Source organism: Sorangiineae bacterium MSr11954 (assembly GCA_037157815.1).
GTDB lineage: Bacteria > Myxococcota_A > Polyangia > Polyangiales > Polyangiaceae > Pendulispora > Pendulispora albinea.
Window position 1 is genome coordinate 9,445,646 of sequence record CP089984.1, and the last position, 12,873, is coordinate 9,458,518.

Sequence of the window (12,873 nt, forward strand, 5' to 3'; positions counted from 1 at the left end):
CGGTGCCGTGCTACGCCTTTGGATCGTGCACCCCACCAACGTTCGCAGACCGGACTATTTCCACAAAGTAGTCGACTGCCAGTGGGCCTGCCCGGCCCACACGAATGTACCCGAGTACATCCGATTGATCGCCCACGGGCGGTATTCGGATGCCTATATGGTAAACCGCGAATCGAACGTATTTCCGGCGATCCTCGGGAGGACGTGCGATCGGCCCTGCGAGCCTGCTTGCCGGCGCGCGCGCGTCGACGAGAAACCGGTCGCCATCTGCCGCCTGAAGCGCGTGGCGGCCGACCTTCGCGAAGACATCTCCGACCGGCTGCCAAAGGCCCCCAAGGTCACGAACGGCAAACGCATCGCGTGCGTCGGCGCCGGGCCCGCGTCCTTGGCCGTGGCGAACGATCTCGCGCCCCTCGGCTACGCGATCACCATCTTCGAGAAGCTGCACGTACCGGGCGGCTTGATGCGCTCGAACATCCCGGCGTTTCGACTGCCGGAGGCGGTCCTCAACGAGGAAATCGATCAGATCCTCCAAATCGGGAACATCGAAGTACGTTACGACTCCCCCATCGACAGCATGAAGGCCCTGCTCGACATGGGCTTCGACGCCGTCTTCGTCGGGAGCGGCGCCCCGCGCGGAAAAAACTTGGACATCCCCGGCCGCTACGACACCGATCGCATTCACATCGGGATCGACTGGCTCGAGTCGGTGGCCTTTGGACACATCGATAAAATCGGCGAGAAGGTGCTCATCATCGGCGTCGGCAACACGGCCATGGATTGCTGCCGCTCCTCCCGCAGGTTGGGCGGAAAAGACATCAAGGTCATGGCCCGAAAGCCGCGCGGCTACTTCAAAGCGTCGCCCTGGGAGCTGGAGGACGCCGAGGAGGAGCAGGTCGAAATCCTCATCAACCACGCGCCCAAGGCCTTCGTCATCGAGAACGGCAAGCTCCAAGGGATGATGTTCGACAAGGTCGAGTGGGAGATCCCCGCCAAGGGCGAGCCCACCAAGTCCAAAATCATCGAAACGGTGTTCCTGCCGGCCGACGACGTCATCCTCGCCATCGGCCAAGAGGCGGCCTTTCCCTGGATCGAGCGCGACATCGGCATCGAGTTCGACAAGTGGGACATGCCCATCGTGGACAAGACGACCTACCAGTACACGCGGGCCGGCATCTTCTCGGGCGGCGACGCGGCTTGGGGGCCGCTCAACATCATTTGGGCGGTCGAGCACGCGCACCAAGCCGCGATATCGATTCACAATTACTGCCAGGGGATCCCCCTCACCGAGCGGCTCCCGCCGACCATGAACCTCGCGAGCGCCAAGATGGGCCTCCACGAGTGGAGCTACAAGAACGACTACAACCCCGTGGGCCGCCAGAAGATGACCCACGTGGAGCTGACCGAGCGCTTCAAGAAGATGAATATCGAGGTGGAGCTCGGCTTCACCCCGAAGCAGGTCGCGCACGAGGTGGAGCGCTGCCTCAATTGCGACATTCAAACGGTGTTCACCGACAAGCTCTGCATCGAGTGCGACGCCTGCGTGGACGTGTGCCCCGTCCTGTGCCTCACCATCACCCCGAACGGAGAAGAGCCGGAGTTGCGCAAACGCTTGAGCGCGCCGGCCGAAAATCTCAAGCAGGATCTCTTTGCATCGGGGGCGCTGCCGCAAACGTCGCGGGTCATGATCAAAGACGAGGATCTATGTGTTCACTGCGGTCTCTGCGCCGAACGATGCCCGACCGGCGCGTGGGACATGCAGAAATTCAATCTGCTCATTCCTTACGCGGGAAAGCCAACGTGCACGACGAAACCTTGACCCCGAGCTCTCGGACGAAGCCTCTGCCTCTATCTCGAGTATCTCGAGATGGCAAAATACGAACCAACGACTTTGCGTTCAAGCTCGCCAATGTCAATGGAACGGGGTCGGCGAGCGCGAACGGCCTCATCATGCAGGCCATCTTCCGGATGGGGATCCCGGTGTCGGGGAAGAACCTGTTCCCTTCGAACATCCAGGGGCTCCCCACCTGGTACGAGGTCCGCGTCAACCTCCGCGGGCACACGGCGCGCACCAGCGAGTACGATCTGATGGTCGCCATGAACGCCGAGACGTACGCGCGCGACGTTCGGGAGGTGCGCCCGGGCGGGTACGTGCTCTACGACTCCACCTGGCCGCTCGATCCGGCCCTCATGCGCGACGATGTCACGTTCCTCGGTGTGCCTTACGCCCGCCTCTGCAACGAGAGCTTCACCGAGGCGCGCGAGCGAACCTTGATGAAGAACATCGCCTATGTCGGCACCCTGGCGGCGCTGTTCGACATCGACATGGATATCGTATCGGGGATGCTCAAAGAGAAGTTCGCGCGCAAACCCGCCTTGATGGAGTCGAACGCCAAGGCCATTCAATTGGGTCATCGCTATGCGCTCGAGCACTTCGAGTGCCCGCTCCCCTTCCGCCTGGAGTCCATGGACGCCACCAAGGACTCGATCCTCATCGACGGCAACACGGCCACGGCGCTCGGCTGCGTGTACGCGGGCGCGACGGTGGCCGCGTGGTACCCCATTACACCGTCGACCAGCGTGCTCGATGCCTTCAAGGGATTTTGCGAAGCGTATCGCGTGGACAAGGCCACGGGCGAAAAGCGGTATTGCATTCTGCAAGCCGAGGACGAGCTCGGGGCCATCGGAATGGTCATCGGCGCCGCATGGAACGGGGCGCGGGCGTTCACGTCCACCTCGGGGCCGGGCATTTCGCTGATGAGCGAGCTCATCGGGCTCGCCTATTACGCGGAGGTGCCGGCGGTCATCATCGACGTGCAGCGCGTGGGGCCGTCGACCGGGATGCCGACCCGAACGCAGCAGGGCGACATCATGATGTGCGCCTATGCGTCGCACGGCGATACGAAGCACGTGGTGCTCTTTCCGTCCAATCCGCGGGAGTGCTTCGAGTTTGCCGTCAAGGCGTTCGACCTGGCGGAGCGGCTGCAAACACCGGTATTTCTGTTATCGGACTTGGATATCGGCATGAACGACTGGGTGGTGCCGAGGCTCCAGTGGGACGACGGCTACAAACCCCACCGCGGCCGCGTCCTCTCCAAAGAGGAGCTGCTCGCGCTCCCCAAGTTCCATCGCTATTCGCCCGAGGACGAGCTGGGGGTGGCCGCGCGCACCCTGCCCGGGGTGCACGAGAAAGGCGCTTTTTTCACGCGCGGCTCGGGGCACAACAAGCTGGGCGGGTACACCGAAATTCCCGACGAGTACCAGGAGGTGATGGATCGGCTCTTACGCAAGCATCGCGCGGCGCGGACCATCGTCCCCGAGGCGGTGATCGAGCGGCGGGCGGGCGCCACCTTTGGCGTGGTGACCCTCGGAGGGTGCGATCCGGCGGTGCGCGAGGCGCTCGACGTGCTGGAGGAGCGCGGGATCCGGGGCAACTTCTTGCGGGTGCGCGCGTTTCCATTCGGCGACGAGGTGGAGGCGTTCTTGGCGGAGCACGACACGTTGTTCGTGGTGGAGCAGAATCGCGACGCGCAGCTGCGATCGCTCTTGGTGATGGAGACGCAGGTGGCCAAGGAAAAGGTGCGCTCGGTGCTGGCCTACGGAGGCTTTCCGCTGCAAGCCAATCAGGTCATCGAGGGCATCGTGGCGCGGCTGGGTGCGGGCGCCAGCGTAAATGGTACGGCGCCGCATACCAACGGCCACGCCCACGCTCACACGCACGGCGCGCATGACGCACACGACGCGAGACAAGAGCCGCACGGGGACGAAGGAGGGATGCCGTGAGTTACATCAAAAAGCCGGTGGTGCGGCATCCGTCGCTGAAGTTGAATCAGCTCGGGCTCACGGTGCGCGATTACGAAGGGGCCATGTCGACCCTCTGCGCGGGGTGCGGGCACGACTCCATCACGGCGGGCATCGTCCGGGCGTTCTTCGAGCTGGATACGCCGCCGCACATGGTGGCAAAGCTCTCCGGCATCGGGTGCTCATCGAAGACGCCGGCGTATTTTCTCTCGGGCGCCCATGGTTTCAACAGCGCGCACGGGCGCATGGCCGCGATTGCAACCGGGGCGGCGGCCGCGAACCGGAAGCTCTCGTACATTGGAGTGAGCGGCGACGGAGATTCGCTCTCCATCGGGCTCGGACACATGGCGCACGCCATCCGGCGCAATGTGAAAATGCTGTACATCATCGAGAACAATGGTGTTTACGGGCTCACCAAAGGACAATTCTCGGCGTCGGCCGACATGGGCTCCAAGTCCAAGCGCGGCGAGGCGAACGCGCAGGCGCCCATCGATCCGGTGATGTTGGCGCTCAGCCTCGGCGCGACATTCGTGGCGCGCAGCTTCTCGGGCGACAAAACGCAGCTGGTGCCGATTCTCAAGGCGGCGCTCCTCCACGATGGCTTTGCGCTGGTCGACGTGATCTCGCCGTGCGTCACGTTCAACGATCACGAAGGTTCGACCAAGAGCTACATGCACACCCGCAAGAACCAAGTGCCCATCGTGGAGACGGACTTCATTCCGCCGGCGGCCGAGATCACCGCGGACTATGCCGAGGGGACCGTTGCCCGCGTGCGCGCACACGACGGAAGCGTCATCCGGCTGCGCAAGGTGGGCGCCGATTACGATCCGAGCGATCGCACGCGGGTTGTTTCATTTCTGCGGGACAGTCAAGCGTCGGGCGAGATCGTCACCGGTTTGTTGTTCATCGATTCCGGTGGGACCGAAATGCACCGGAACGCGAAAACCGTGACGACCCCGCTCGTGGACCTGCCGTTCGAAGAGCTCTGCCCGGGCAGTGCTGCGTTGGAGAAGCTGCAGACGTCGTATCGGTGACGATTACTCGTCTTCTTCCTCTTCTTCTTCCTCGTCCGAGTCTTCCTCGTCGTCGAGTTCGTCCTCGTCTTCGTCCTCGTCCTCGTCGTCCTCGTCTTCATCCTCGTCGTCGTCGTCGTCGTCGTCATCGCCTTCGTCGCCCTCCTCGGAGGTGAAGCTGACCCGACCGTCGCCGTTTTCGTCGGCGAGCGCCTTACATGCCGCTTCGTAGCCGACCGGTGCAACGGCGCCTTCGGCCGGCTTCTCCAACGCGCCGAGTCGCATGGCAACCCAAACGTCGAACGGAACGAATCCGCTTACTTGCGCGCCTTCATCGTCGAGGGCAACCGTGATGACGGGGTACTCGCCGCGATCGTCGGGCGATCCGATGTAGAGGAAATGGCGCGCTTCGTCGTCGTCATCGCTGGGGAGCTGGATGCAGTCCTCGCCCAGCAATTTGATTGCCTCGCCAAAGCCGGCGACTTCGTCCTCGCCGAATTCTTCCTCGATCAGCTCCTCGAGGGACATTGGCTCGAACTCCGGCTCCTCGTCGTCGAACGACCAACCGAGCCAGCTCGCGTCGAACGCCAGCAGCTCTTTCATGGCCGGGGAGATCTTCTCGTCGTTGGGGAGCCGCAGCTTCTTGAGCACACCGGCCGGAAGCGGCTCGGGGCTTTCGATGGACCCCGAAGCTTTCGCTGCTTCAATTGACTTTTTGATGAGCGCCGCACCGCGCGGCAAAGTTTCGGTCTTCTTGGTTGCCATGCGCGGCATGTGAGGCTTTCAGGGCCCCGATCGCAAGATGGAATCGTCTCAATCGACCGCGACGTCGAGCTCGCAGCCTCATCGGAACGGATAGGTGCCAAGCGGATTCGAGACTACACTCCTGGGCGCCCTGCCCTATAACGGCATGCTCGTACCCGTACGAGCAAAGCCATGAATTTTTCGCACCTCCCTTTCCGACGCGCATCGTCCGCGGTGCGCCCAGCGCTTGCCTCCACCCGCGCCCCTTCCTCCTCCTCGTCTTCCTCTTCTTCTCCTCGTCCTCGTCCTCGTCCTCCTCTACTTCTTCTTCATCTCCTTTGTGCCACCGGCGCCGCCATGGGTATGACCGCGTGCCAGGCGACCGCACCGCAAAGCCCGGCGAGCACAGTCCCTACGTCGGCCACGTCGGCTTCGTCGACCGAGGCGGCGCAGGGACCGGGGAGCCTGGTCACCGAGGCCGAACGCAGCGGGTTTCGCCGCACCGGTCGGTACGAAGAGGTCGAGCGACTGTGCCGCGCCTACGAACGCACGTACCCCAATCGGGCCCGTTGCGTAAGCTTTGGTACGACACCGGAGGGAAGGCCCATGTTGGCCATCGCGGCCTCCGAAGACGGGGTGCTGTCGCCGGAGGCCGCGCGCGCCAAGCATCGCCCGGTCGTCTTTTTTCAGGGTGGCATTCACGCCGGGGAGATTGACGGCAAGGACGGAGGCTTTTTGATGCTCCGGGAGCTGCTCGACGGCAAGCGCTTGCCGGGCGCGACGAAGGCCGTGACCGCGGTCTTCATCCCGGTGCTCAATGTCGACGGCCACGAGCGCTTCGCGCCCAATCAGCGTCCGAACCAGCGCGGCCCCGAGGAGATGGGATTTCGCACCAATGCGCAAAACTTCAATATCAATCGCGACTACCTGAAGGCCGAGGTCCCGGAGACGCACGCGATCCTTCGCTTTTTGGAGGCATGGGATCCCGTCGTGTACATCGACTTGCACGCGACCGACGGGGCCAAGTTCGAGCACGACGTGGCGATCATGATCGAGCCGACCGCGCAAGTACCGGGAGGGCTCGAGGCGGTGGCGCGCAAGCTGTCGGACGAGGTGATGGCCCGCATGAAGGCGGCCGGCCACCTGCCGCTCCATTTTTATCCGTCCTTTCGCAAGACCGACGATCCCACGTCCGGCTTTGCCCATATGCCGCCCCCGCCCCGCTTCTCGCAAGGCTACGCGGCGCTGCGCAACCGCATCGGTATCCTCATCGAGACGCACAGCTGGCGCCCGCACCCCCACCGCGTCAAAACCGTCCACGATTTCCTGGCCGCCTTCTTCGATCGCGCGCGCACCGACGCCGAAGCTTGGCGCAAAGCGGCAGACGTGGCCGATGCGGCGGATGCGCACCTCGCAGGGCTCCGCGTCCCCCTGTCGTACAAGGTGACGGAGTCGTCCCACATCATCGAGTTTCGTGGGTACGCGTACCAGAAGCGCCCATCCGAAGTCTCCGGCGGCTCGTGGACGGTGTACGACGAGTCGCGCCCCGAGATTTGGCGCATCCCGCTGTTCGAGACCCTCGAGCCGGACGTCACCGCCGAGGCGCCCAAAGCAGGGTTCGTCGTCCCGGCCGCCCAGGCCGAGTGGGTCGGTGCCAAGCTTCGCATTCACGGCTTGCGCTACGAGGTGATGAAGACGGCGCGCCCCGCATATCCCGTCGTCGCCTACCGCGCCGACGAGGTGACCTACGCCCCGAGCTCCTTCGAGAGCCGCACGCCGGTCACCGTCAAAGGCACATGGAGGTCCGATACGCGCGATTTGCCGGCCGGCTCCCTGTTCGTCCCCATCGCCCAGCCGCGCGCGCGCCTGCTCCTGCACCTCTTCGAGCCCCAAGCGCCCGACTCGCTGGTCGCGTGGGGCTTCTTCAACGGCGCCTTCGAGCGCAAAGAGTACATGGAGGACTACGTGGCCGAGGAAGAAGCGCGCAAGATGCTCGCCGCCAACCCCGCGCTGCGCACGGAGTTCGAAGCGCGCCTCAAGGATCCGAAGTTTGCAGCCGACCCCAAGGCGCGGCTCGACTTCTTCTACAAGCGCCACCCCGCATGGGACGAGCGGGTCAACTTGGTGCCCATTTACAAGGTGGCCACGTCGCCCATTTCGGGGCGCTGATCGCTCAAAGCGCGAGGGCCCGCAGCTTCTCGTAAAAGGGGAGATGGTAGTCGAGGTGGCCTTGGAGGTGCGGATGGTCCTCGAGCCGTACGCCATGGGTGGAGGGGCCATCTTTGAAGCCGTGGGTGGTGCTGACGTCTTGGTGCCACCTCTGGGTGGCCTTCCACTCGGCGCGATCGCCGGGGGACCACGAGAGGCTCTCGGGTTTGAAGGGAATGCCCACGGCGGCGCAGTATTTCGCGGTGGTGGCCGCGGGCTCCGCGATGAGCTTGTCCGAATCGACCACCACGGGCGCGCGGCCCGTGCGCTGCTGGACCGCATCGAACAGCTCGTACAGGTGCTCGAACCCGATTTGGTCGCGGCGCACATTGGAGTTGAGCGCGTAATACGAGGGGACGGTCTCCTTCGGGTGGCGGATGATGAACGTGTGGTGCGCGTCCTTGGCGAGGAAGGCTTCGTCGGCGAGCACCTCGGGGTAGCGCTCGTCGGTGGTGTCTTTGGCGAACACGTGGGCGGTGGCGGCGAGGCTGCGCAGCCGCTCCAGCACCTCGCGCTCCGAGCGGGCCGGCGCGCCCGCGATGTCCACGCTTCCATGCTCGGCGCGCGAGGAGAAGGGCTCGTGGACGGCGACCAGATCGCCGCGCTCCAGCATCATGCGAAAGAAGGCGGTGGAGCGGCAGCGGGGCGCGCTCCATAGCATCAAGATCGGCATTTGGGGACCTCCCGTGAAAGTGTGCGTACCGCCTTTGCAATGGCTTGGGCGGTGATGCCATGGCGTTGCAAGAGCCAGCGGGGATCACCTGCCCCGCTCGCGAAGACGTCGTCGACCCCGATGCGCCAGACGAAGTTCGGCGCGGCCTCCGACACCAATTCGGCGATGGCGCCCCCGAAGCCACCTGCCGTCCAATGCTCCTCCACCGTGACCACCGGCCGGCCCGCCACGATGGATAGGAGCGCTGCGCGGTCCAGAGGCTTGACGGTGTGCACGTTCACCACCGCCGCCTGAATGCCGTCGGCGCGAAGCATGTCGCACGCCGCCAGCGCAGCTTGGATCGGGTGCGGGCCGCACGCCAAGATCGTGGCGTCTTTTCCCGTGCGGATCACGTCGGGCGTGCCAATGCGAAGCGGGCCCCCTTCGGTCAACGCGGGGACGGCGCCCCGGCCGAGCCGCACGTACACCGGACCGGGGAGCGCGTTCGCCTGATGAGCGGCCGCCGCGGCCTGCGTGGCATCGGCGGGCACCACCACCGTCATATTGGGAAGCACGCGCAAGGTCGCGATGTCTTCCAGCGCGTGGTGCGTGGGGCCGAGGTGCCCGGCCGAGAAGCCCGCGTGCGTGCACACGATGCGCACGGGCAATGCGTTGTACGCGATATCGACCTTCACCTGCTCGAGGGCGCGGGTGGCCGCAAAGGTGGCGAGCGTATGGACGAAGGGGCGTTTCCCGCTGGCCGCGAGGCCGGCCGCCACCCCCATCAAATTCTGTTCGGCAATTCCCAAATTGACGTAGCGCTCGCGCGACGCGCCAAAGTCGATGTCGTTGAAGAGCCCCGTGTCGGTGTCGATGCAATAGACGGAGGCGTCGGCCGCCATCAGCTCGAGCAGCGCATCGCGGTAAGCCTCGCGGGGAGGACGAGCTAGGTCGCTCATTGGACGGGTACCCTCTTTCGCAGTCGGGCAAAGTGGCTCTTGAGCGTGCCCTCCACCGCCGCGATGCCTTTGCCCTTGACGGTCTTGGCCACCAGCACGGTCGGCGTGCCGGGCGTATTCGGCGGCTGGGAGGAAGACAAGACGTCCTTCAATCGATCGATGTCGTGCCCGTCCACGTCGTGGACCATCCAGCCGAAGGAGCGCCATCGCTCGACCAGCGGCTCCAGGCGCACCGTTTGCTCCGTGGGCCCCGTGATCTGCAGCCCGTTGCGATCGACGATGGCGACCAAGTTGTCGAGCCGCAGCGAGGGCGCGGCCATGGCCGCTTCCCACACCGAGCCCTCCTGCAGCTCGCCGTCGCCGAGGACGCAAAAGACGCGGCGACGGCGGGCCTCATCGCGATCGCGCGACGCCAGCGCAAAGCCCAACGCGAGGGACAAACCGTGACCCAACGAGCCGGTGGGCATTTCGATGCCGGGCACCGCCCGCACGGGGTGGGCCATCAGCCGGCTGCCGGGTTGGCCAAAGGTCGCGAGCTCGTCGACGGGGAAGAACCCGCGTTCGGCCAAGGTCGCATAGAGCGCGAGCACGCCGTGGCCTTTGCTCAAGATGAAGATGTCGCGGTCGGGGTGCGCGGGATCGTTGGGGTCGACGCGCAGCACGGAGAAGTAGAGGACGGTCAGGATATCGGCCAAGGAGAGCGCGCCGCCGAGGTGCCCGCCCTCGGGGGAGATGCAGAGCGCGACGATGTGCTCGCGAATCGTGCGCGCGCGCGCGGCCAGGGCGTCGCGATCGAGGCTCGGATTATTCAAGGGTCGGCTCCTCGCGCCCATATCGGGCGGGCACGGCGATTCCCTGGGGGAAGCGCGAGAGGGCGCGAAGCTCGGGTTGGCCGTCGCGCGGCACCACGTAAGGCCGGATCGCGGCGAGGGGGCGGCGGAAGTCGTACGACGTTTCGGTCGCGGCCTCGCCGCCCAGCTGCGCCAATGTCGCGCGAACCGCGTCGAGCTCGAGCGCGCCGCCCGCGGGCCACACATCGGCGCCGAGAAAGACGGTCCCGCGCGGTTGCATCGCATGGTGCTGCTGGATGCTCGAAGGCACGCCCCGGGCGATGAGACCGGTGGCGGCGCGCGGTATGTCGCCGGCAAGAAACCACGCGACGAGGACGCCGTTCTCCGGGAGCGCATCGTCGCCCTCCCAGGGAAAATCGAGCGGTGTTCGAGGGGTGGACGGATCGCGCTCCATCGTCACCTCGGTGAGCGGCTTGCCCAGCGCGGGCCATCGATCGACGATCCGATAGCCGCGGCGGATCCACAGCTGCGGCTTTCCGCGCTCCACCACGGCGTGGAAGAAGAGGGCGCGCACCCCCTCGGCTCGGCCTCGGACCTCCGCCACATCGAGGATTGCGCGCGCCACGCCGCGACCGGCCCAAGCGGGGGCGACGGAGAGGCGCGAGAGCTGCCATCGATCCGGCGAACGCGGGGTCACGCGCATCACGCCCACGTCCCGGCCCTCGGCATCCATGACGAAGCACACGCGCGCGCCCGCCTCGAGCTCTTTCGCCACCTCGGAGGGCTCGGCGACGGCTCCATCGGCGATCGGCAACCCCGGCAAGGGATCGACGTATTGGTGCGCGGCCCGATCCAACGCGGCGATCCGCGCGGCCACGGAGCTCCGATCGCGGCGCGGGATCTCCATGACCCCGGTGAAGGACAGCGAGGAGAACGGCGGGGACGGCTCGTTCGGCGCGTTCATGGCGTTGGCCGTCATCGATCCCTCGCGGGGTGAATGGCATATTGCGTGTGCACCGGGGTGACGGCCAGCGCGCGGGTGAGCAAATCGATTTGAATGACGTTGGGCGCGAGGGTCGGCGGGCGCTTCTTCAAGAGGGTCACCAGCACCTCGGTGCACACCATGGCGGTGGCCAGGTAGACGCAGACATTGACGGCCGGGATCAAATTGGTGTTCATCGGCCGCGTGGCCGTGAGCCACTCGTTCGGCAAATAGGCGTGCGGGAGGCGCGCTGGGGTCACGGCGTTCCAGAATTTTCCGAGCCGGGTCACGTCGTCGTCCTCGGGCCGGATGCCGAAACACTCCACGAACGAAGGCGACTCGGGGCCGAACATGGTGACGGACGTACTGAAGCCGAAGGGCGAGCCCGTGATCGAATAAAGGCCGCGATTGCGCGCGCCGTCGTGGAGGGCTTCGTAGACGGCGGCGGAGAAGTAATCGATGGAGTTGATGGCGAAGTCGATGCCCTCGAAGAAGGGGCCGGAGGTCTCTTTGCTGAACATCTTTCGAATGGTTCGAACATCGACCCGAGGGTTGATGGCCAGCGCCATTTCCCGCATGACCTCCACCTTCGGGCGCCCCATCGTCTCGGTGGTGGCACCCACCTGGCGATTGAGGTTCGACGTATCGAAGGTGTCGCCATCCATGATGGTGAATTTTTCGAAGCCCATACGCGTGAGCGCGATCAAGTAATGTCCGCCGACGCCGCCTTGCCCGGCGATGCCAATCCGGAACGAGCGGAGCCGACCCATGTCCTCGCGGGTGACCATCCCCACGTTGCGACCGAATGCCGTATCGTAATCGAAGCTCATTGGCCCAATCCTTTCTGGTGCGCGCGTGATGCTCGTTCCTGCTCGTGCGGTGCGGGAGGACGTCCCCCGTCGCGATGGTCGCGTGCTCGTCAATCGGCAAAGTCCCGCGGGCGCTCGCGCGCGCTCACGCGAGGGTGCCGCCGTCGACGATCAAGCAGCTCCCCGTGATCCAGCTGGCCCGATCGGAGGCGAGGAAAACGGCCGCTTGGGCCACGTCTTCCGGGGTACCGATGCGGCCGAGGGGGTGCGCCGCCAGGACGAATCGCCGGTACTCCTCCGTATCGCCGCGAAATTTTCGAAGCTGTACCTCCATATCCGTCTGAACCAATCCCGGACAAATGGCGGCCGCCCGAATGCCGTACGCGGCATAATCGAGGGCGATGTTGCGCGTGATGCCGACGGCCGCCGCCTTCGAGGCGTTGTAGGCCCCCGCGCGCCGCGTCCCTTTGAACGCCGCGGTCGATGCGACGGTCAAAATGGTGCCGCGCTTGCGTTCCACCATGCGCGGCAGGACGCTCCGCGACGCGAGAAACACGCCGCGGGCGTTGACATTCATGGTGCGATCCCAATCCTCGACCGCGATCTCCGTCAGCGAGCCGCCCACCCAAATGCCCGCCACATTCACCAGGACATCCACCGCGGGAAAGCGCCGGTGGATCTCGTCGAAGGCGGCCGCCACCGAAGGTTCGTCGGCCACATCGACCCGCACCGAGACCGCATGCCCCCCCGCCTCGCGGATCTCCGCCGCCGTCGTCTCCGCGCTGGCGCCGTCGCGATCGGCGATCACCACCTTGCTCCCTTCGCGCGCGAACGCGGTCGCGATCCCTTTGCCGATGCCGCGGCCGGCCCCCGTCACCACGGACACCCGACCTGCGAGCTCGGTGCTCACCGTG

11 protein-coding genes are annotated in these 12,873 nt (G+C 65.5%); 4 read left to right on the top strand and 7 right to left on the bottom strand.

What is annotated here, in order from left to right:
* Positions 1-25 precede the first annotated feature (25 nt).
* The 3 genes from LZC94_36980 to LZC94_36990 all read left to right on the top strand — a co-directional run bounded on the left by LZC94_36980 (position 26) and on the right by LZC94_36990 (position 4,835).
* Positions 26-1,819, top strand: coding sequence for an FAD-dependent oxidoreductase (locus LZC94_36980; protein ID WXB13426.1), 1,794 nt, complete (start codon positions 26-28; stop codon positions 1,817-1,819).
* A gap of 131 nt (positions 1,820-1,950) precedes the next feature.
* Entirely contained in the window at positions 1,951-3,783 is a 1,833-nt protein-coding gene (locus LZC94_36985; protein ID WXB13427.1) for a 2-oxoacid:acceptor oxidoreductase subunit alpha, read from the top strand.
* Positions 3,780-4,835 (top strand): 2-oxoacid:ferredoxin oxidoreductase subunit beta, encoded by a 1,056-nt coding sequence (locus LZC94_36990; GenBank protein ID WXB13428.1) that lies wholly within the window; start codon positions 3,780-3,782, stop codon positions 4,833-4,835. The genes LZC94_36985 and LZC94_36990 overlap by 4 nt, the downstream gene beginning before the upstream one ends.
* A 3-nt stretch (positions 4,836-4,838) precedes the next feature.
* Here the strand turns inward: LZC94_36990 and LZC94_36995 are convergent, their stop codons facing one another.
* Complete coding sequence (locus LZC94_36995; protein ID WXB13429.1) at positions 4,839-5,579, bottom strand: hypothetical protein; 741 nt, start codon at positions 5,577-5,579, stop codon at positions 4,839-4,841.
* 336 nt (positions 5,580-5,915) lie between these two features.
* On the opposite strand from LZC94_36995, the gene LZC94_37000 reads away from it, so the two are divergent.
* Positions 5,916-7,727, top strand: a complete 1,812-nt coding sequence (locus tag LZC94_37000) for a peptidase M14 (GenBank protein ID WXB13430.1) — start codon at positions 5,916-5,918, stop codon at positions 7,725-7,727.
* Between the two features lie 4 nt (positions 7,728-7,731).
* Here LZC94_37000 and LZC94_37005 read toward each other — a convergent pair whose 3' ends face one another.
* The 6 genes from LZC94_37005 to LZC94_37030 form a co-directional block, all read right to left on the bottom strand.
* A complete protein-coding gene (locus LZC94_37005; GenBank protein ID WXB13431.1) occupies positions 7,732-8,439 on the bottom strand; it encodes a hypothetical protein in 708 nt (235 codons plus the stop codon).
* Positions 8,427-9,377: a transketolase family protein gene (locus LZC94_37010; GenBank protein ID WXB13432.1), complete on the bottom strand. Its 951-nt coding sequence runs from the start codon at positions 9,375-9,377 to the stop codon at positions 8,427-8,429. Before LZC94_37010 ends, LZC94_37005 begins: the two co-directional genes overlap by 13 nt.
* Positions 9,374-10,189, bottom strand: coding sequence for a transketolase (locus tag LZC94_37015; GenBank protein WXB13433.1), 816 nt, complete (start codon positions 10,187-10,189; stop codon positions 9,374-9,376). Before LZC94_37015 ends, LZC94_37010 begins: the two co-directional genes overlap by 4 nt.
* Complete coding sequence (locus LZC94_37020) at positions 10,182-11,147, bottom strand: GNAT family N-acetyltransferase (GenBank protein WXB13434.1); 966 nt, start codon at positions 11,145-11,147, stop codon at positions 10,182-10,184. Before LZC94_37020 ends, LZC94_37015 begins: the two co-directional genes overlap by 8 nt.
* Positions 11,144-11,980, bottom strand: a complete 837-nt coding sequence (locus LZC94_37025; GenBank protein ID WXB13435.1) for a ThiF family adenylyltransferase — start codon at positions 11,978-11,980, stop codon at positions 11,144-11,146. The genes LZC94_37020 and LZC94_37025 overlap by 4 nt, the downstream gene beginning before the upstream one ends.
* 124 nt (positions 11,981-12,104) lie before the next feature.
* Complete coding sequence (locus tag LZC94_37030) at positions 12,105-12,869, bottom strand: glucose 1-dehydrogenase (GenBank protein WXB13436.1); 765 nt, start codon at positions 12,867-12,869, stop codon at positions 12,105-12,107.
* Between the last annotated feature and the right edge of the window lie 4 nt (positions 12,870-12,873).